The 19359-nt window shown below is 55.9% G+C and carries 19 protein-coding genes; 12 read left to right on the top strand and 7 right to left on the bottom strand.

From position 1 onward, the window contains the following. Positions 1-9: 9 nt before the first annotated feature. On the top strand, positions 10-516 hold the full coding sequence (locus D4A39_RS03305; RefSeq protein WP_022984315.1) for a hypothetical protein: 507 nt from the start codon (positions 10-12) through the stop codon (positions 514-516). A gap of 79 nt (positions 517-595) precedes the next feature. Here the strand turns inward: D4A39_RS03305 and D4A39_RS03300 are convergent, their stop codons facing one another. Next, on the bottom strand, positions 596-1528 hold the full coding sequence (locus tag D4A39_RS03300) for a class I SAM-dependent methyltransferase (protein ID WP_119917472.1): 933 nt from the start codon (positions 1526-1528) through the stop codon (positions 596-598). Between the two features lie 112 nt (positions 1529-1640). Between D4A39_RS03300 and htpX the strand changes: the two genes are divergently transcribed. Beyond that, on the top strand, positions 1641-2531 hold the full coding sequence (gene htpX / locus D4A39_RS03295; protein WP_022984313.1) for a protease HtpX: 891 nt from the start codon (positions 1641-1643) through the stop codon (positions 2529-2531). 127 nt (positions 2532-2658) lie between these two features. Here the strand turns inward: htpX and D4A39_RS03290 are convergent, their stop codons facing one another. Further along, positions 2659-3798 carry an ATP-NAD kinase family protein gene (locus tag D4A39_RS03290; RefSeq protein ID WP_031225992.1) on the bottom strand — a complete coding sequence of 380 codons (1140 nt, stop codon included), beginning with the start codon at positions 3796-3798 and terminating at the stop codon, positions 2659-2661. Between D4A39_RS03290 and D4A39_RS18215 the strand changes: the two genes are divergently transcribed. Further along, on the top strand, positions 3784-4071 hold the full coding sequence (locus tag D4A39_RS18215) for a PA1571 family protein (RefSeq protein ID WP_368731512.1): 288 nt from the start codon (positions 3784-3786) through the stop codon (positions 4069-4071). The two genes, D4A39_RS03290 and D4A39_RS18215, sit on opposite strands and share 15 nt — an antisense overlap. Here the strand turns inward: D4A39_RS18215 and D4A39_RS03280 are convergent. After that, positions 4040-5146, bottom strand: coding sequence for a 4-phosphoerythronate dehydrogenase (locus D4A39_RS03280; protein WP_022984310.1), 1107 nt, complete (start codon positions 5144-5146; stop codon positions 4040-4042). The two genes, D4A39_RS18215 and D4A39_RS03280, sit on opposite strands and share 32 nt — an antisense overlap. A gap of 551 nt (positions 5147-5697) precedes the next feature. Here D4A39_RS03280 and D4A39_RS03275 point away from each other — a divergent pair. The 9 genes from D4A39_RS03275 (at position 5698) to D4A39_RS17615 (ending at position 15040) form a co-directional block, all read left to right on the top strand. Beyond that, positions 5698-6216 carry a hypothetical protein gene (locus tag D4A39_RS03275; RefSeq protein ID WP_022984309.1) on the top strand — a complete coding sequence of 173 codons (519 nt, stop codon included), beginning with the start codon at positions 5698-5700 and terminating at the stop codon, positions 6214-6216. Next, positions 6213-8129 carry a tetratricopeptide repeat protein gene (locus tag D4A39_RS03270; protein WP_022984308.1) on the top strand — a complete coding sequence of 639 codons (1917 nt, stop codon included), beginning with the start codon at positions 6213-6215 and terminating at the stop codon, positions 8127-8129. The genes D4A39_RS03275 and D4A39_RS03270 overlap by 4 nt, the downstream gene beginning before the upstream one ends. Beyond that, the gene (locus D4A39_RS03265; RefSeq protein ID WP_022984307.1) at positions 8126-11074 is read left to right on the top strand and encodes a tetratricopeptide repeat protein; all 2949 of its coding nucleotides are present in this window, start codon (positions 8126-8128) and stop codon (positions 11072-11074) included. The genes D4A39_RS03270 and D4A39_RS03265 overlap by 4 nt, the downstream gene beginning before the upstream one ends. Further along, a complete protein-coding gene (locus D4A39_RS03260; RefSeq protein ID WP_022984306.1) occupies positions 11055-11813 on the top strand; it encodes a tetratricopeptide repeat protein in 759 nt (252 codons plus the stop codon). Before D4A39_RS03265 ends, D4A39_RS03260 begins: the two co-directional genes overlap by 20 nt. Continuing rightward, positions 11813-12148, top strand: a complete 336-nt coding sequence (locus tag D4A39_RS03255; protein WP_022984305.1) for a hypothetical protein — start codon at positions 11813-11815, stop codon at positions 12146-12148. Before D4A39_RS03260 ends, D4A39_RS03255 begins: the two co-directional genes overlap by 1 nt. Positions 12149-12298: 150 nt before the next feature. Beyond that, positions 12299-12994, top strand: a complete 696-nt coding sequence (locus D4A39_RS03250) for a MotA/TolQ/ExbB proton channel family protein (RefSeq protein ID WP_022984304.1) — start codon at positions 12299-12301, stop codon at positions 12992-12994. 41 nt (positions 12995-13035) lie between these two features. Beyond that, positions 13036-13566: an ExbD/TolR family protein gene (locus D4A39_RS03245; RefSeq protein ID WP_022984303.1), complete on the top strand. Its 531-nt coding sequence runs from the start codon at positions 13036-13038 to the stop codon at positions 13564-13566. Then, positions 13563-14063 (top strand): ExbD/TolR family protein, encoded by a 501-nt coding sequence (locus D4A39_RS03240; protein ID WP_022984302.1) that lies wholly within the window; start codon positions 13563-13565, stop codon positions 14061-14063. Before D4A39_RS03245 ends, D4A39_RS03240 begins: the two co-directional genes overlap by 4 nt. After that, a complete protein-coding gene (locus tag D4A39_RS17615) occupies positions 14060-15040 on the top strand; it encodes an AgmX/PglI C-terminal domain-containing protein (protein WP_147393875.1) in 981 nt (326 codons plus the stop codon). The genes D4A39_RS03240 and D4A39_RS17615 overlap by 4 nt, the downstream gene beginning before the upstream one ends. Before the next feature lie 72 nt (positions 15041-15112). Here the strand turns inward: D4A39_RS17615 and D4A39_RS03225 are convergent, their stop codons facing one another. The 4 genes from D4A39_RS03225 to D4A39_RS03210 all read right to left on the bottom strand — a co-directional run bounded on the left by D4A39_RS03225 (position 15113) and on the right by D4A39_RS03210 (position 19289). Next, positions 15113-15544, bottom strand: coding sequence for an acyl-CoA thioesterase (locus D4A39_RS03225; protein WP_022984300.1), 432 nt, complete (start codon positions 15542-15544; stop codon positions 15113-15115). Beyond that, a complete protein-coding gene (locus tag D4A39_RS03220; protein WP_022984299.1) occupies positions 15544-16701 on the bottom strand; it encodes an iron-containing alcohol dehydrogenase in 1158 nt (385 codons plus the stop codon). The genes D4A39_RS03225 and D4A39_RS03220 overlap by 1 nt, the downstream gene beginning before the upstream one ends. 381 nt (positions 16702-17082) lie before the next feature. Continuing rightward, a complete protein-coding gene (locus D4A39_RS03215; RefSeq protein ID WP_031225986.1) occupies positions 17083-18681 on the bottom strand; it encodes an FAD-dependent oxidoreductase in 1599 nt (532 codons plus the stop codon). A gap of 11 nt (positions 18682-18692) precedes the next feature. After that, on the bottom strand, positions 18693-19289 hold the full coding sequence (locus D4A39_RS03210) for a gluconate 2-dehydrogenase subunit 3 family protein (protein ID WP_022984297.1): 597 nt from the start codon (positions 19287-19289) through the stop codon (positions 18693-18695). Positions 19290-19359 lie beyond the last annotated feature (70 nt).

Below are 19359 nucleotides of genomic sequence, written 5' to 3'. Positions count from 1 at the left end.
GCTGCCTTTATGTCTCATCTGCACATCGACGACTTCAGCCATGATGTGGCCCGCATACTGATGCAGGCCTACATGACCTTCCCTCGCCCCGGCGCGCTGTATGTGGAAGATGTCATCGGCCCGACGGAAGTCGATGATGTGGGCCTGCACAGCGCCCGGCATATGGCCTGCCTTGGGGCGATGCTGTGGCTGGCGGAGGAAGGTTACCTGCGCTATCAAGCCACCATCTTTGAAGAGGGGCTTGAGCAGGCGGTGTTGACCAACAAGGCTTTTGTGCTGCTCACCGCGCTGAGTGAGCTGCGTTTTGACTCTACCGACCCGCAACTGCCTGCCACCGTGCAGCATGAGCGCGCCACCCTGGCCGAACAATTCCTGCGGGCAATACGCAGCCAGGATTCAGTGCGCACCACTGCGGTCGTTCGTTACCTGCTGTCAAGACAACCAAGCCCGGTACAGGCAGAAGAATTCAGTGATCTGATACCCAACTTACCGGCCGACGCACCCTCCCTGCTTTAGCACGAATCGCGAAGATTGCTATAGCCAGCTTGCTTCGAAACTGGGTATTTTACCGTGCTTGACCTTCGCCCAACGCAGATCAGGCTTGATCCAGCTCCACCGGCCGACGATAGCGATAATGCAAGGTTTTCAGTGCCGGCTCTTCGGCTTCGTCGAATCCTGCCGTGCCGGGTAGCCGTGCAATGCGCTCAGCGCCAGGCAGATTCTCTGCAACGCAGTTCTCCAACCAGGCATAATCGAGCCAGGGCGCATTCACACACGCCAGAATCTCGGCATCCCGGGCCAGCAATTTGTGCAGCTTACGAAGGACTTTCGGATAGTCCTTCTCCACCATGAAGCTACCCTTCTGGGCGCTGGGCGGGTCGATCACGATAATGTCGTAGCGGCCCAGGCTGTGAAGCTTTTTCCAGCTACGGAAGATGTTGTGTGGCAGGTAATGCACTTTGGCATCCTGAAACCCATTGAGCGCGTGGTTCTGCTTGCCCAGCGTCAGGGCCGCATCTGAGAGGTCGATATTGACCACCGACTCGGCCCCACCCGCCAAGGCCGCCACAGAGAAGCTGCAGGTAAAGCTAAACAGGTTCAGTACTTTCTTGCCTTCTGCCCGCCCCCGAATCCAGCGACGCCCTTCGGCCATGTCGGCAAAAAAACCCAGATTCTGTCCACGCTGAAAATCCAGCTTGTAGCGCAGGCCATCTTCTTCTGCCACTGGCAGCTCGGGCAATTCACCACAGACGAGCTCGTTGTCGGCCTTGCCATCGTAGCGGTGCTGTATCACAACGGATGTGCACGCCAGAGAGACCATCACCGTTCGCAGCATATCTCGCAGTTCGCCAAGAACCGTCTCGTCCTGCTCCCGAAACACGGTAGCCACCAGCACCGGGGCAAAGCAATCCACCGTCAGCCATTCCAGTTCTGGTACGGTTTTCCCACGGCCATGGAAATAACGGATTTTCGGCTGGGACGATGGAACCAGATATGAAACAAGCAGGTCAGAGAGAGAGACAGGCATTGGGGGTCATTTCAGTCACATAAACAGGGGGTGCGAAGTATCGCATACCTTGTATCAGGACGCCCCGCCCCCATTGAGAGTTTTACCCCTACATTGACGGAGAACCACGACGATGATGCGCATTGCGCTTTATCTGCTGACCAACCTGGCGGTGATCGTAGTCGCCAGCATTACCCTGAGCCTGCTCGGGGTGAACACGTATTTCGCGCAGAGCGGCGGTGGGCTGGACCTGGGCAGTTTGCTGATTTTCAGTGCCGTGTTCGGTTTCGCCGGCTCCCTGATTTCGCTGTTTATCTCCAAGCCCATGGCCAAATGGTCTGCACGGGTCAAGATCATCGAGCAGCCCGACAACCAGGCAGAGCGCTGGTTACTGGATACCGTGAAGGAGCTGTCTGACAAGGCCGGAATCAAAATGCCGGAGGTTGGCATCTTCCCTGCCCAGCAATCCAATGCCTTTGCCACCGGCTGGAACCGCAATGACGCCCTGGTGGCGGTATCCCAGGGGCTGATGCACCGTTTCCGCCCCGAAGAAGTCCGTGCCGTACTGGCGCACGAGATTGGGCACGTGGCCAACGGCGACATGGTTACCCTGAGTCTGATCCAGGGGGTGGTCAACACCTTCGTGATCTTTGCCGCCCGTGTGGTCGGGTCGGTCGTGGACAGCTTCCTTCGCCGCGATGATGGCTCCGGCGGGCTGGGCTTCGGTTACTACATCGTAGTGTTCATCGCGGAAATTATCTTTGGTATTGCTGCCAGCGCCATTGTCATGTGGTTCTCCCGTTTCCGAGAGTACCGCGCCGATGAGGCGGGTGCTGAACTGGCGGACCGAAACAGCATGATCGCTGCGCTTCAGCGACTGAAAGCCGAATCCGAGGTGCCAAACCAGATGCCCGACACCCTGGTGGCCTTCGGCATCAATTCCGGATTCAAGCAGGGCCTGAAGGCCATGTTTTCGTCCCACCCACCGCTGGACGACCGGATTCGCGCGCTGCAGAAGCTGTGAACAATGAATAGTTAACAGCGACGCAACCCAGGCGTGCTGTTCACTCAAACAATGAGGCCGCGCCCATAGTCTGGATGCGGCCTCTTTCGTTTAAACACAGTCCAATTCAAGACCGTGCCACTGTTCACTATTCACTGCCCCCATCCGCCGCTACCCGATACAAGATCTGATCTTCATAACCCGTGGTAACAGGCCACAACCCGCACAATGCCCGATCCAGTAACGGATCGCCGGTATCCACCACAAGCGGGCGCCCTTCCAGGGTTTGTAATTTTGTACGTGTGGCCAGAATCTGGATATTGTCCTTGCCAAGACGGCGAATCAGCGCCGGGCTGAACTGCTGGTTTCCTCGCCCAAACAAGTGCCCCTGCCCCCCAATGACGGTAATGACCGCTTTGGCTGGCTGATCACCAATGAGTGCGAGCAACTCACTGGCACTTGCATCCGACCTGACGACTTCATGATTGTAAACGACATCCACACCCAGCAGCGTGTTCTCCAGCCCCAACTGCTCCATAACGACCGCCACTGTGGACCCGGACCCCATCAGATACCAGGTATCAGCCTCGAGTGAATCAGCCACCCACGCGGCAGCCTCAGTGACCACCAGGTCCTCGACCTCACGCCCTCCACATTTGACCTGCTGCAGATAACGCGCTTCCGCCGGCACCTGTAATTCCCCATAGTGACGGGCACGTACGACCCCGTCCCGGAAAGCGACTTCATCAATATCCCGCACTTCTGCGGGCTGCAACGCCACCAGCTCCCCGGCAGCCAGTTTCGCCAACAGCGCGCCGGCGGCTTCAGGATTGATAGCGTAGACCGCCGAATGCATCTTGCACCCTGCTGGCACACCCAGCACCGGTAGTCGCGTACCCAGGGCATCCACAAGATCCCTTGCTGTGCCGTCACCGCCTGCGAACAGGATCAGTTCTGCGCCTGCCTTCTCAAGGGCCGTTGCCGCATGACAGGTATCCTCGGGGGAACTGGGCATGATCGATTGGCCCACCACCTCACAGGCAACACCCGCTATCTGACAACTGCTTTCCCCCATATCCCCGGCCCAGGTCAGGACGCGAAGTTCGCCTACCTCTTTCAAGGCGCTCAACGCCCGCGCCATGCGCGCTGGCGCCTGGGCAATGGCACCGCGACGCAGCGCTTCCTCTCTGGTCGCTATGCCATCACTCCCTTTCAGCGCCACACTGCCACCCAGTCCGGCATAAGGGTTCACCAGTACTCCCAGACAAAGACCATGCTCAGCTTTCATAAAAGGATCATATCCCGATACAAAAATGACGTTGCCGGCAGCAGGCTGCCACGTATACATTTTAAGAGATTACGCACCAGGGGATTCGCCATGAACTTGCAACAGCCACACCCTGAAAGCACCTTTAATGGCGCCGCAATCATTGATGATAACGACTGTGAAGTGCCCATCACCGAGGCCATGATCCAGCAGGCTTGCAAACGCCTGGAGCACCTCGGCCATTACCCTGCCGATGATAACCTCAAGCGGTTACAAACAAGCGGGACAAGATAGGCTGCCATTGCGGATCTACCGCGCCGCGAGGCTGCCAGTGATGCAATTCGTGCCGCAACGGATAGTCTTTGCGTAAACGATCGAAGGCTGCCGCGGGATCCGCCTGTTCAAGGCTATCCCCCAGGCGCCGGTGATCTTCGCGCAGGTCGTAGGCAGCCTGAAGCAGAGATAGTAAGTCGTCCTCGCTGCTCACTGGCAGGTCCATAAAAGGCTTTGACAGCACGTTGGCTCGCGCCGCAGGTGCTACTTGCAACCAGTCACAAAGGGCCCCATGAAGCATCTCAGTGCCCTTGAGCTTACCTTCCACGCTGTAACCCGCGATATGCGGTGATCCGTACTGCACTTGTCGATACAGTGCCTCGGGCACAACAGGCTCACTTTCCCAGACATCCAGAATCGTCATGGGACCTTTGCCCTGCTCAAGCAAAGCAAGCAATGCCTGATTATCAACAACGGCACCACGACATGTGTTGATCAACATCTGGTTGTTGCGCATGGCCCTCAGCCGTTTGCTGTCCAGCAAATGTACCGTCGCGTCTTCACCCGCTTCTGTAAGGGGGACATGCAACGTGACGACATCACACTCCAGCACCTCGTCGATCGTACCAAGCCCAGCCACACCTTTTCTTGCCAACAGAGGGTCGCAAACCCGTATCGTCATACCCAGTGCGCGAAGCCAGTCGACCACTCGCCCGCCAACATTGCCCATTCCCACAATCCCGGCACTCAGACCCACAGGGCTGCACTGGCGTTTCTTGCACAGTAATAGCACCGATTGGAGCACATACTCTGCTACCGCCCTGGCGTTACAGCCCGGAGCATGGGCAAACATAATGCCTTGAGATGCCAGCCACGCCTGATCAATATGGTCTGTGCCTATCGTGGCTGACCCCACAAAACGCACCCGGGTATCAGATAACAGGGCCTGATCAACACGAGTAACAGATCGAACCAGCAAGACATCCGCATCCACCAGTTGCTCTCGCCGCAGCCGCCTCCCCTCGTGTTGTTCGACACGCCCAAGCGCCTCAAAGGGCTCAAGCCCGGGCATATTGGCATCTGCAATGATCTTCATTGTTTCCCCAAAGCGTCCGTCCCTCTCAAAAGTGCATTGGCATGACGGTCGCGAAACAGTTTGAACTTGGCAAGGACACCTGGACAGGCCTTTGCCCCTCTCGCAGTGAACGACGAAACTCACGAAGAGATAATGGCAACCAGGTAACATCGTAGCGCCGCTGCGCCGCAGCATGATAACAGTCCGTGGCAAACAGCGCCGGCTGCGCACTTTTCGCAACCCGGCTCCTGTGATGCCGAGAACCCCTGTTTCAGTGCCAGCTCCAGCCTGATTAACCATTCTCGGCGCAGCCAGAGGCACCAGGACGATACCCAGCAATTCACCCTGGATATCGAATTTTAAGCTCATTTAGAACCAATATCGCCACATTTAGTCAGGTTTTCGCATCCCCGAGCCCCTCCAGCTTGACAATAGAAGCCAGCAAATATTGCTTGAAGGCCAATAATGACCGACGTTCGTCCTTGATTTAAGCCATTCTTCTGATTACAACTATCGGTATAGCTGCCGAAGAAATCCCGGCTAATAACAACAAATGAAGCGATAGCTATCCCATGAAAGCATTCCTGCCTTTTTGCGGCGCCCTGGTTCTGGGTCTGTCTTCCTTTGCCGTGGCCAATAATGACGAGGGTCTTTCCGAGCAAATCCGCCAGCTCAAAAATGAAGCGCTGGACCTCAATCGGGACCTGACACTACTGGAAAGGGAGCTGGTTTACGCGTCTCCGCAAACCAATATTTTTGTTTCGGTGGATGTGGGCACCCCTATCCGACTGGTCGATATCAATCTCACCATTGATGGTGACCATGTGGGTTACCACTTTTACACGGATCAGGAATTTGAGGCCCTGACTAAAGGCGGCATCCAGCGCCTCTACACCGGCAATCTGGCCAGTGGTCGTCATGTACTGGAAGCCACCATCACCGGCTACGACCCACTCGGCAAGGACTACCAGAAAACCACCAGCTATACCTTCACCAAGGGCGCCGGTCGCAAGATGGTCGAAATGCAGGTGGTGGACGACCTCAACAAGCAGCAACACAAATTTGAATTCCGTGAGTGGAATCAGCAATGATCCCTCGATTTTTGCGTCCCTGCTTGCTGGCTGTTTGCGTTGCTGCCGGCGCCTCGTCTTCCCACGCTGCCAAGGTCGAATTCTTTGACGACATCGACATGGGTCCCATTCCGCTTGGCGTAGAAGAGCATCGCTACCTGGCTTTCGGTGAAGTCATGTTTGATTTCTATCGGCATGCCAACTTTGACGCCATCAACAAGTTGTTGGTCAATCAGCACCAGGAACTGTTCAACGAAGACACCGATTACGCAGAATTGCTACTGGGCGATCTGTACGTGACGTACGGCCTGCCGGGCAACGCCGAAATCATTTTCAACCGTTTGCTCAAGAAAGACATTCTCAGCCGGACCCGCGCTCAGACCTGGCTTCACAAGGCGGCACTCCACTACCGCGAAGGCAATCTTGATGAAGCTGCCATGATCCTTGATGGGGACAACATCAAGGGACTGGAAGCTGCTGACGAAGCCCGCCGCCGACTCATGCTCGCCAACATCCTGATGGCTGAACAGGATTTCATTGGCGCCATGGACTACCTGAACACCGTCCCCGTCGATACGGATGAGGGCCGCTACGCCACTTATAACATGGGCGTCGCGATGATTCGTGCCGGTCATGGTGACGACGGATTGAAGCTACTCAAATCACTCCTCAATGCTGGCGGTAATTCGGATCAGGCGCTGGCCTTGCGTGATCGGGCAGCACTGGCAGCGGGATTGACAGAGATCCGCAACGGCAATCTGGAGAGTGCCCGCAGCGATCTGCGCAAGGTTCGCAGTGATGGCCCCTTCTCTGAAGATGCCTTGCTTGCGCTGGGATTGGCGAATTACCGAGCTGGTGACATAAAAAAGGCGCTCCCGCTGTGGCTAGAGGCGGTGCGAAGAAACAGCAACCACCCCTCCGTGCAAGAGGCCCTGATGCTTGCCCCAAGAGCGTATGAAGAACTTGGCGGCATGCCTCAGGCGCTGGCGGGCTATCAGTACGCGGCCAGCCAGTATCGTGAATCCATGAAAGACATCCAGCGAGCCATCAATCGCATTCAGGAAAGTGGCTGGGCCGAAAATTTGTTGCCTGAAGATGTCAACGAAATGGGCTTTCTGCCGGCCAATAGCGACGACATGGCTGCTGGTGGAGAGTTGTCGTATCTATACAAACTGTTCTCCAGCAACGCGTTCTCTCAACGCTTTGAACATTATCGGCAAATCCACCAGATCAAGAACATGGTCGAGCACTGGCAACGGTCGCTTCCCGCCATGCAGGAAAGCTACGCGATTCAGCAGAGCAGCCTCAACAAATACCTGCCTCACGTCCGCCAGTCTGTTTCTGAACAGATTCGCCGGCAGGAACGACTTTCCGTAGCGACAGACCAACTGGCCAGCGACATTCCCAACTATGTCGACATGAGTGAGCCACAGCATGTTGCCACCCCTGAACAGGCGATCATGTGGAGCAAAGTTGATGGGCTGGCCCGTCAATTCGGGACCATTTCCGGCTCCAGCCACCAAAATGCCCTGCGTCTGCGCCGGGTACGAGGCCTTTTATTGTGGGATATTGCCCACCAGTCGGTAGAACAAAGGGAAAAACAGATTCAAGATGCTGCCACACTCCAAGACCAGAATCAGGTACTTGCAGAGCGCGTCGCTGCCGTCAAACAGCAAATACGGGATGCCACCCTGCGTACCCGTGACGATCTGGGCGCACGCCTGGCGTCACAAAACCAACGGATCGAACGGATCCGTGTAGAAACGATAAAAACGCTCGAGGCACTGGAAAAAAGCATGCAGAACGATGCCCTGAAGTTACTGCAATCCAACCAGAAAAAGCTGGCTGACCAATTAGCCGAAGCGCATCTGTCCATTGCTCGCATCCAGGATACATCTGTCTCTGGCGACAAGAATCAGAGGACTTCATCGTGAACCGTTTTCGTCTGCACGGTCTCGCAGCTGCCATCATCACCCTATCCGGCTGTGCCAGCGCGCCTACAAGCGGCACTCTTGAACAGCAGGCACAGTTCGGCGGAACCACTCTGGGTGATTTGGAAAGCACAGATATCATTATCGAAGAGCAGCAACTCGATAATGCTACCACGCAGGATGCGCTGGACAGCTATCGGCAGGCAGCTGAACTTTTTGACGACCCTGAGCGCCGCGCCAAAACCCTGAGGCGAATGGCTGACCTGGCTCTTTCATCAGCCACGGAGCAGGATCTCCATGCTGCAGAAGAAGAAAATGCTCGCCTAGAACAACAGATAGACCAGATGGTGTATGACAACACCATGGCACAGGTAAACACAACCCAGGACACCGAACGAAAACTGGCCTTGCTTGACGTTGCCGGCAGCATGGCCCCATCGGTTCCTGACGAAAATGTCGATTACAGCACAGCCATCTCCCTGTACCAGGAACTCTTGAGCAACACCAATGATCCAGAGCAACGGGCCGAAGCTTACTACCTTCTCTCCAAAGCCTATGCAATGGACGGAGATCTGGACCGGGCACGGGAAAGTCTTGATTCTCTGGTAAGCCAATACCCGAACAGCGAGTGGGCACTGGAATCCCAGTTCCGTCGTGGTGAATTACTCTTCTCTGAAGGTGATTTCGAATACGCTGAGAAGGCGTATGCCGATGTTATCCGTCGCGGCAAGAACAACGAATTCTACAACCAGGCTCTCTATAAAAACGGCTGGAGCCACTACAAACTTGGCGACTACAAAGACGCACAAAACAGCTTTTTCACCCTGCTGGATAACCTGAATGGTCATGTCGCACTGGACGATGACACCAGTATGGAAGGCAAGCTGTTCAAGGACACCCAGCGAGTCGTCAGCCTGGCCTTCAGCAACCAGGACGGAGCCGAATCGGTACGCAAATGGTTTGCTCGCAACGGCAGCCGGGACTACGAGCCTGAAATCTATCGCACACTGGGTCAGGTATACCTGAATCAGGAGCGTTTCCGCGATGCCGCGGAAACCTTCGATATGTACGTGAATGTCTATCCCGATTCTGAGCTGGCCCCTGAATTTTCCAGCTTGCAGATCGATTCGTACCAAAAGGGGGGGTTCCCCACTCTGGTCCTCCCAGCCAAAGAAAAATACGTTCAGCACTATGGCATCACCAGCGACTACTGGAACCGCCATCCGGACATTCGCGAACAGTATGTTGACTTGCTGAAAGGCCACATTCTCGATCTGGCGCAATACCACCATGTACTGGCACAAAAGGCCGGCAAACCTGATGCCTACCTGGAACCGGCGCAGTGGTACAAACAGTACCTGGAGACTCCGCCCGTCAGCACCAACCAGGGTGACGTGAATCACCGCTATGCCGATGTGCTTTATGCAGCCAACCAGTACCCAGCAGCCATCACCGAGTTTGAACGCACGGCGTACAGCTATCCTGACTATGCCGAATCTGGCAACGCTGCGTTCTCCGCCCTGATCGCCTATCAGCAGATACTGTCCAGTGAGCAGCTTCAGGAAGAAGAAAAAGCGCCATGGCGCCAGCAGAAGATCGCCAGTTCTCAAAAGTTTGGCCAAACCTTCCCTCAGCACCCGGAAGTCCCCAACGTCCTGCAGAACATCGCCGAGGACCAGCTGGCTCTGGGCGATGTTGAAGGCGCCGTCAAAACCGCAGGCATTCTGGTTAGCCGCCAGCCGCCACCTTCCAGTGCTCACCTGATGTATGGCTGGGCCACTATAGCCAACGGCGAGTTTGATCTGGCCAACTACAAGGTATCAGAGCTTGCCTATGGCAAGCTGCTGGCACTGGAACTGACTCCGGAAGACCGAGCCCAATATCGAGAAAAACTGGCGATCAGCATTTATCGTCAGGCGGAACAGGCGCAGCAGGCTGGCAACATGGATCTTGCCGCCGCCACTTTCCTTCGTGTCGGTCAGACTGTCCCTGAAGCCGCAGTGCGAAAGAACGCCGATTTCGATGCTGCCACCGTGTTCATCGCCCAAGGCAAAAGTGCAGATGCGATCCCGGTACTGGAATCGTTCCGTCAACGCTACCCTGGTGACGCGCTGACCGACACCATTCCCGACAAGCTGGCAGTCGCTTATGAGCAGCAGGGTAATTACACCGCCGCCGCAGGTGAGCTGGCACTGATTGCATCGAACTACAAAGCAGAGAATGCTGAACTATCACGCCAGGCACTGTGGAAGGCTGCAGAGATGCAAGACCGCGCCAACCAGCCGGACGCATCCATTGCCCTCTATAAACAGTACCTTCAGGAATGGCCGGAACCCTACGACTTCCGCTCAGAAGCCCAGTTCCGACTGGTTGAGCTGAACCGCAAAACCGGCAACAGCGAGCGGGAAAATTACTGGCTGAGACAACTGATCGCGAGCTATCGCGAGGCCGGCAGCAATGCTTCAGATCGGGTCGCATGGCTCGCCGCTTATGCCAGCTTTACGCTTGCGGAACCAAACTTCCAGAAGTTCAACAACATTAAACTTGAGCAGCCGTTGAAAGCATCGCTTGCTGCCAAGACTGGTGTCATGAAAACCGCCCTGGCAGATTATCAGGCTGTAGCGGACATTGGCGTGGCGGAGTATGCCACTGCCGCCAACTACAAGATCGGTGAAATGTATCGGGTACTGGCCAAGGATCTGATCGAATCTGAACGCCCCAACGGCCTGGATGAACTTGAGCTTGAAGAGTACACCATGCTGTTGGAAGACAAGGCACTACCCTACGAGGATCAGGCCATCGATATTTTGATTGCCAATGCGGATCTGGTCACCGACAAGATCTACGACCAATGGGTGAAGAAAAGTTTTGGCGCCCTCGCCGAACTGATCCCTGGCCGTTATGCGAAGTTTGAACAGGTTGAGGACCATGTGGACATTATTTACTGATCACGGCAAATCACTGCTGACAGCATCAGGGCTGACTGCTGCGCTGTTGCTTTCTGGCTGTGCAACTACCGGCGGTGGTCTGGACGGTGAAACTGCCCAGGGAAATACCAGCAGATATGAAGGCCAAAAAGCCGGTGGTGCCGCTTCGGATAGTGATGCAGTGCATATTCCTCCGGTGCCTCACGATCCTGCCGTGGAAAAAGTCGCTCAGCAAGCCATGGGCGAATATGCACGGGCCCTTCAGACTCGAATGGCGGGTAATGACCAACAGGCGCTGGTGATGTTCCAGTCCCTCGCAGAACGCTACCCACAACTTTCGGGTCCCAGACTGAATGTCGCGCTGATTTACATGCAGAAGGAAGATTGGGAAAAAGCTGACCAGGCCTTCCGTGATTGCCTGACGGTGAATGATGCGAACCCCTACTGCCATAACGGCCTGGGGCTTGCCTTGCGTGAACAGGGAAAGTTTGACGACTCACGAATGCATTATCAGCGAGCGCTGTCCCTGGACCCCAAATACGCCAGGGCACACTTCAATCTCGCCGTACTCGGAGAGCTCTACCTTCAGGATCTGAATCTTGCCCTCACACACTTCCAGGCCTATCAGAATCTGCAAAAGCAACCCGACACCAATGTTGCCAACTGGATTGCGGACCTGAAAAATCGGGCTCCGGACGCCCCTTCCGCTCAACCTGTCGCCGGTAATGGTGCAGGTCAGCACAATGGAGACGTGAACTGATGAAATCAATCATTACAGCTTCTGGTATCCCCAAAGTAGCGGGTTTGGCAGCGCTGTTTGCCGTTGCCAGTTTCAGCACTCTGCCCTCCTATGCTGCCGATGCAAGTGAAAACCAGGGAGCCTCTACCAATGTTATCGGCACCCAGGAAGCACCCACAGTGCTGAACGTCGTGCCGTGGAAAGACCGTGAAGTGAAACTGGAAAAGAAAGATCCCACCTCCAGTTTGCTTAATCGTGTACTGGAACCCCTCGACCAGGAAGTACTGATGCGCGAAATCGAATACCACCAACTCCTGACGCAGGAGCCGGATAATGATGGTCTGTTCCTCGACTAGTCGACACTTCAGCCAAAGTTACCAGATGCAGACAAGCATTTTTTCTGATAAATATTAGCCCTTTGGGGAAGGCGTCAGCACCAACTCTCTGGATACACTGCTGTTCGCCATTTACAACAACACATCCAAGGAACACCGCAGGAGAAGTCCATGCCCACCACTGCCACTGCTGCCGCACAGAATTCTGGCATTATCGAAACCTCCATCCAGTTTATTCAGGATGGTGGCTTTTTCATGTATCCCATCCTGATCGTGCTGGCACTGGGTGTTGCCCTGTCTCTGGAGCGTATCATTTACCTTCAGGCCACCAAGGCCAAGAACCAGAAAACCTGGAAAGACGTTTATCCATTGATTGCCAAAGGTCAGTTCCGTCAGGCGCTGGACGTGGTCAGCAGCAGCAATACCGGTATGGCCAAGGTCATCGGCTATGGCCTGGAGCGCGCCAAAACCGCACGCCGTCATGATGATATCGAGCTGGCCATGGAAGAAGGGCTAATGGAGATCATTCCACGCCTGGAGACCCGCACCCCATATATCGCCACTTTCGCCAACATCGCTACTCTTCTTGGCCTGCTGGGTACCATCCTTGGTCTGATCAGCGCCTTTACCGCCGTCGCCAGTGCCGACCCGGCGCAAAAGGCAGACCTGCTCTCCGCGTCCATTTCCGTTGCCATGAACACCACCGCCTTCGGTCTGATCGCTGCGATCCCGATGCTGCTGGCGTTCGCCTTCATTAACTCCATGACCGGCAAGCTGGTCGACAGCATGGAAATGGCCTCGGTGAAATTCGTTAACGTCTTCCGCCAGGTATCTGCCCAGCAAGAGCGCAAGAACGACGGCCAATAAGCCGAGTTCCTGTATTCGCCAACCTGGTGTAAGGATCTGGTATGCGATTTCGCAGACGACGTTCGCACGACACCGAGGTGGAACTGAACATCACTGCCTTTTTGAACCTGATGGTAGTGCTGATTCCTTTTCTGCTGATCAACGCGGTCTTCGCGCAGGTTTCCATCCTGCAGCTCGACCTGCCCGCGGTGAACGAAAGCAGTACCCCCTCGGAAGACGACGACAAAGACAAGCTGGTACTGGAAGTACTGATTTACGGTGACCGCTATGAAGTGGTAGACCGCAAGAGCAGTGCGGTACTGAAAATCGTGCAAAACAAGGGCGAAGAACATGATGCGTCCGGCCTGCATGACTATCTGGTTCAGCTGAAGAAAAAATTCCCGTCCGAGACGGCCATTACCCTGCTCTGTGAGGATGACACGCCCTACGAGGTGATGATTCACACCATGGATGCAGTGCGGCTATACAACGAAAAAATGAACGGGCAAACCATCAAGAAGGAACTGTTCCCTAGCATCAGCATTGGTTCAGCTCCCGCCGACAAGGCTGGCCAGAAAGGAGGTGACGCGTGAAGAAGTCTGCCCGCGCCCGCCGTATGGCTCGCCATCATGGCAAGCACAAGACGGTCGCAACACTGAACCTGACCTCGTTGATGGATATTTTCACCATCCTGTTGATCTTTTTGCTGGTGAACAATAACAACGCGGCCAAGCTTCCGGACAATCAGGACATCCAGCTCCCGGAGTCCATTGCCCAGGAACTGCCTAGTGAGGTATTGACGATTCAGGTAAGTCCCAACGATGTCATCGTAGAGGGGCAGCGAATCGCTGACACCGAAGCAGTAAAAGCTCAGCAAGAACGCACCGTCAAAACACTGGTTGATGAGCTGAACTTTCGCGCCTCTCAGAGCTTGGGAGCTGGCGCCGACGAAGAACGGGAAGTCATGATTCTGGCTGACCGTGAAGTCCCCTACGCCGTCATCAAGAAGTTGATGCGTAGCTGTATGGAAACCCCCTATACCAAGGTGGCCTTCGCTGTCCTCAAAGTGGCAGAGGAGGAAGATGAATGACGCAGAATAACAAGAACATGCTGCGCATCCTCATTGATGGCACCCTGCCTTGGGACAAACAAGAGGGGGAAAACCGGCGGCTGTACGGCATCGTACTGGTCCTGTTGATTCTGGCCCTGTTCCTGATGATTCTGGTGGAATCTGTCACTATCGAGAAGCCGGATCGTCGCGAGCAGCAGAAGATTCCAGAGCGGCTCGCCCAGTTGGTGATGGAGAAGAAAAAAGAACCACCACCTCCTGAACCTGAGCCCGAACCCGAGCCAGAGGAAAAACCGGAAGAACCCGAGCCGGAAGAACCCAAGCCTGAGCCTAAGCCAGAGCCGAAGCCGGAACCCAAACCTGATACCACACCCAAGGAGCGTGATCAGGCCAGGGAAACCGCCCGCGCCAAGCTCGAAGAGGACCTCGGTGACTCCCTCGCCGGCCTGGATGATATTGGCCCTCTGGTTACCACGGGTTCCGACCTCAGAACCGGGGGCGACAGCGAAGCCAAGGCTGAACGCGACTTGATCGGCAAACGTGCCGGCAGTGGCTCTGGGGGCGTTGCCGTGGCCAAAGCCTCGAGCGGTGGTGGCGGTGGCGGCACCTTGTCCTCAGGTACGGTCGGCAGCGGCGCCAAGGTTGACAGCAAGATCGCGCAATCCGGCCAGGTGGCCAGCACTACCCGCAAGGGAAGCGATGGCAAGAGCCGACGTACCCAGGAACAACTGCGCCGGGTATTTGACCGTTATGCGGGCAAATTCAACAGCCAGTACCAGCGCGCCCTACGCAGCAACCCTGCCCTGCAAGGCACCGTGGTACTGCACCTCGTGATTGCGCCGAGTGGTGAAGTTACCGATGTGAAAATAAAATCCAGTCAGCTTAATGACGCGAAATTAGAACGTCGTATTCTGCTGGTCGCCAAAGGCATGGACTTCGGCGCCATGAATGTGGAGGTCTGGAAGGGAGACTACAAGCTCAACTTCTTCCCCAACTGATCCTGCTTTCATGAAAACCAAAACGCCCTGCAATGCAGGGCGTTTTGGTTTGGGTTCAACAACCCGACTGATTCAGCTCAAGGCCGTCAGCGCATCGCGTAACGGTCCAGGAATTGGCACCGGCCTGCCGCTCTCACGGTTTACAAACACGTGAACAACAAAACCGGTGGCCTTTGCCACGCCTTCGTTGCCAAACAGAGCCAATCCATAGCGCACAGAACTGTTGCCCAGTTTGTCCACTTTCAGCCCCACCACCAACGGTTCCGGGTAGGCGGCCGCCTCCAGGTAATCACACCCGGAGCTCACCACGTAAGCGATATGCTCGCCTTGGTGAATATCCAGCCCGCCTTCATCGATCAGATAGCGGTTGATGGTGGAGTCAAAATAGCTGTAATACACCACATTGTTGATGTGTCCATAAATATCGTTATCGCTCCAGCGGGAATCCACCGGACACAGATAGCCATATTCCTCTCGGGCCGGACGTGACTGCTTGTCTGTCATTAATAGACTGCCTTGTAGATAGCGAGGGCATCTGCCTCGGTGACTTCGCGAGGATTATTGACCAGCAAACGTTGCTGCAGCATGGCGTCGGAGGCCAAGGTTTCCAGACTCTCTTCGGTGACCCCGGCATCACGTAGCCGAACCGGCAGCCCGACCGCTGCAATCAACGATTCCAGCGCAGCAATCAGCACCCCTGCCCCGTCTTCATGATCGGCAAATGGCCGATCACTGAGAATTGGCGCCAGCTCTGCATACAGCGGCGCCGCAGTCATGGCGTTGAATTTGAGCACCTCTGGCAACACCAGGGAATTGCTCAAGCCATGGGGAATATGGAAATGCCCACCCAGCGGATAGGCCAGTGCATGCACTGCCGCCACCGGCGCATTGGCAAAGGCCTGCCCGGCCATCATGGCACCCAAAAGGCATGCTTCACGAGCAGGGAGATTGCTGCCATCTTTCACCGCGGTAACCAGATTGGCTCCGAGCAAGCGCAGGGCTTCCCGTGCCAGCATATCGGAATAGGGATTCTTTTTGTGGGCGCTGGTGTAGGCCTCAATGGCATGCACCATGGCATCCACACCGGTGGCAGCGGTCACATGCGGCGGCAGGCCGAGCGTCAGCTCCGCATCCAGTACTGCCAGATCCGGAAGCAGCGAGGGAGCAACCACCCCGGCCTTGGTGGTTTCTCCAGTGGTAACGATGGCCACCGGCGTAACCTCTGAGCCCGTGCCAGCAGTGGTTGGCACCTGAAACAAGGGAAGCCGTGGGCCTGTCGCCAGTCCCACGCCGTAGATGTCTGCCAGCGACTGAGTAGCATCCGGGTGAGCTAACAGGGCCACAAGCTTGGCCACGTCCATGGACGAACCACCGCCAAAGCCGATCACCAGATCGGCGCCATTATCCCGCGCGCAGTCTGTAGCATCCCGCACGATACTATCAGCCGGGTCAGCACTCACCTCATCGTAGATGAACAGCGGCATCCCCGCCCTGGCAAAACTCTCTTCTACCGGGTCTAGCAATGGCGTGCTGCGGATACCGGGATCGGTCACCAGCAGCACGCGGGACGCGCCTTTCTCAGCACACAGTTGTGGCAAACGGCCTGCCGCACCAGCCTCGACAAGAACCCGGTGTGTTGTGGCGAATTCGAAGCCCATCATGACGCATAACTCCCTGAAAGATGGATGCCATATGCTAGCACAGCCCTACGGGGCAAATGTCGCCACCATGGCGGCGGATCACGTCATTTGAGGGAATGGTGACGCTGGTGTCACAGGCATCGCCACCCCCCGTTCGGTTTTGGACATCCGCAAAGAGAATCATCACTGAGATCGCAGAACACACAGCGGTTAAACCGTCTTTTCCTCAATACCCAATGGGGTACGCGCCGCCAGCGACGCTCCTACGGGTTGGTGGAGGGAGAGAAGAGGATCGCGGGTTAGGGGTAGGACGCCGGACAGCCAGCTGCCCCCTAACCCGTGATGAAGCAAAAAAAAGCGAACCCCACGGTTCGCCTTTTCCAGACAAAACACCAAGACCTGTCAGCCAATAAAATAATTGGCGGCGTTGTCGTTGATCTGGTCACTCACGTATTTCGCCAGAGCCTGAACCGTCCACTGGATTGGTGCACTGATTGACTCCGGAATCAGACTGGAATCGGCCACAAATAGCCCCGGGGTATCATGCAGTTCGCCGGTAGGGGACACCACTGACTGATAGGGGTCTGCCCCCATACGGCAAGTGCCATGGGGGCTAAAGCTATTACTGCGGAAGGTATATAACCCCTTGATCCCGTAATCCACCTCATCCATCTTGGCATCCAGCTCAAACACCGAATTCGCCTCCAGGCTTTGAAAGGTCGGTAAGAAAACTTTTTCCGCCCCCCCGGAAAAGAAAATCCGGGCCGCCAATGCGGCTGAAGCCTTCATGTTTTCGAACTCTTCGCGGCTGGGGTTCCAGTGAATGGTTTTGTCCCCGGTGTAAGGGTCACCGTCCCATTGCACGTACCCCTGCCCCAAATCCCGGCTAAAGGCATTCACGCCAGCGTAGTACTTGTAGTCTTTCATGAACTCCATGTGCGCTTTACCCGCCTTCATATCTCCCTGTGCCAACAGGGATTCAGGCTCGGCAAGACCGGAAAAAATGGTATAGCCATCAGTGTGGGTAAATTCATCGACCTGCACCCCTACCAGAGCACCACGGAAACCATAAAGGGGTTCCTTGAACTTGCCCAGCACCTGGGTAAAGGGTTGAATCGCCAGGTTACGGCCCAGCTGGCCACTACGGTCCTTGACCTGACTACGCTGCAAAATCAAAGGGGTATGAATAGCACCGGCTGCGAGCACGACCATGTCGGCATCGACATTCATGGTCGCCACTTCCGCACCACTATCAGGATCCGTAATGCGAGCCTCCACGCCACGGGCGCGACCATCCAGCATCCGTACCCGCACCACTTCGGTATCCGAGAAAATTCTGGCGCCGTAGGCTGCCGCCCAGGGCAGATGAGTCACCAGGGAGCTCATCTTCCGGTCCGAAGGACAGCCAGCGAGGCAATGTCCTGTCAGCGCACATTGTTTGACATTGCGCTGGGCAGGCTTCCAGGAAAACTGCATTTTCTCGCAGCCCTGAATCACCTTGTGGGCGCAGGCATTGATTTCATGAGCTTCGTTGGTATGAATCTGTAACTGATCCGCTACGGTATCAAGATAGGGTCGAAAATTTTTGGCAGACAGGTTTTCAAGCCCGTATTTCTCCGCCCAACCATCCAGAACCTTATCACCCGGTTCTTCCATCACGCAGGCGCCAATCACGGTGGAACCACCGACACAGGCACCCTGTACAAAAATGATATCTGCAGTGGTGTTTACCTGACCGACCTGATCCTGGTAGATCTTGGTCATGGTGTCGCCAAGGTGCTCGGTAAACTGGGAGCTGGGATAGTAACGGCCTGACTCCAGCACCAACACATCCCGACCGGCCTTGGCCATTTCATAAGCCACTGTCGCCCCAGCCGCGCCGGACCCCACAACCACCACATCGGTTTTCAGGGTGAACTGTTTACCAAGGCTGGCATCCAGTGCCACATCTTTTGCCTGGGTAACCGGCACACCATCCCTAGGAACGCGTACAAAAGCCATAAATCCCCCTCTCAGGCTCGCGGCAAGGGCGCATTGCCCAATCGACGAACACCCCACATCTCGGTTACCGGGCCGTGATACTCCAGGCCAGGCCAAGTGCGCTCATCACGCCAGTAGTTCAACGCCACCAGCGCCTTGAGGGTGGTCATCAAGCCACGCTCAAAGAAGGTGCCTTCCTGCATTGCATCGACGTATGCCAGGGCTTTTTCGTCCGACAGAGAAGTGAATTTGCTGAACTTGAAGCTGACCATGGGCCGATTGTTGAACACCCAGATGCCAAGCCCCATCAGGTCCCGGGTCTGCTTGGGTAGACGTTGGGCCATCATGTCGATGTTTTCGACCGTGGGAACCACCGTCGTGCTGGAAGGCAGCCCATAGCTTTCCGCGGGAAGCATGACTTCCGTGAGGCGGGTAATTACCTCGACTTCATCCGGAGTCAGGCTATGGTACTGGAGGGTCTCAGGCGCCTCTCGGCGACCGAACAGGCTGGAACAGCCGCTGGACAAGGCCGCACCGGCAAGCACCGAAGTGCGCAGAAAACCACGACGGCTTAGTGGCTCGAGACCGGCCAGGTAGCCGGGCATACGCGCACGGTTATTGTTCTTCATCAACACCCTCTCCTGGGCAGGCCATCATCCGGGCCCTTGTTGTTATTGGTGGAGCGGTAACAGATTCAGA

It is taken from the genome of Alcanivorax profundi (assembly GCF_003597125.1).
In the GTDB taxonomy this organism is placed as follows: domain Bacteria; phylum Pseudomonadota; class Gammaproteobacteria; order Pseudomonadales; family Alcanivoracaceae; genus Alcanivorax; species Alcanivorax profundi.
Note: the sequence above shows the minus strand (reverse complement) of the source record. Positions and strands in the feature narration are given on the sequence as shown.